A 357-nucleotide genomic window follows, 5' to 3' on the forward strand; every position below is an offset into this window, starting at 1 on the left:
TTGACTGATTTCTCTCGAGGGCAGCCGCCCTCTCGTGCACCAACCTTTCGACCTCATCGCGTACACTCACAGTTCTTGTTACGCCTCCTACTCCGTGGCCAGCGCTCCAGATATCACGCCACATTTTCATGAGGTCGGTATCGCGATTTACGCTGAAACCTTTGTGATTTCCGCGGTCGATAAAGCCCGACTTTTCCAGACTGGCACGCAGGATGTTTGCCGGGATCCCAGTCAGCTTGTCGGTTGTCACAACGTCGTCAGCGCCGCTTTCGATGAGCATGTCTCGATAGCTTTGATCGGCTTCGCTTTCTTGCGTTGCAATGAAGGTAGTGCCCATGAGTACAAAATCCGCTCCCA

Annotated in this window: 1 pseudogene; it reads right to left on the reverse strand. The window is 53.5% G+C overall.

Annotated elements, in window-relative coordinates:
* Positions 1 to 337 (reverse strand): annotated as a pseudogene (locus tag KJQ96_RS38870) (nitronate monooxygenase); the annotation flags it as partial.
* Between the last annotated feature and the right edge of the window lie 20 nt (positions 338 to 357).

The sequence above is a fragment of the Bradyrhizobium sp. sGM-13 genome (genome assembly GCF_018398875.1).
Taxonomy (GTDB): Bacteria; Pseudomonadota; Alphaproteobacteria; order Rhizobiales; family Xanthobacteraceae; genus Bradyrhizobium.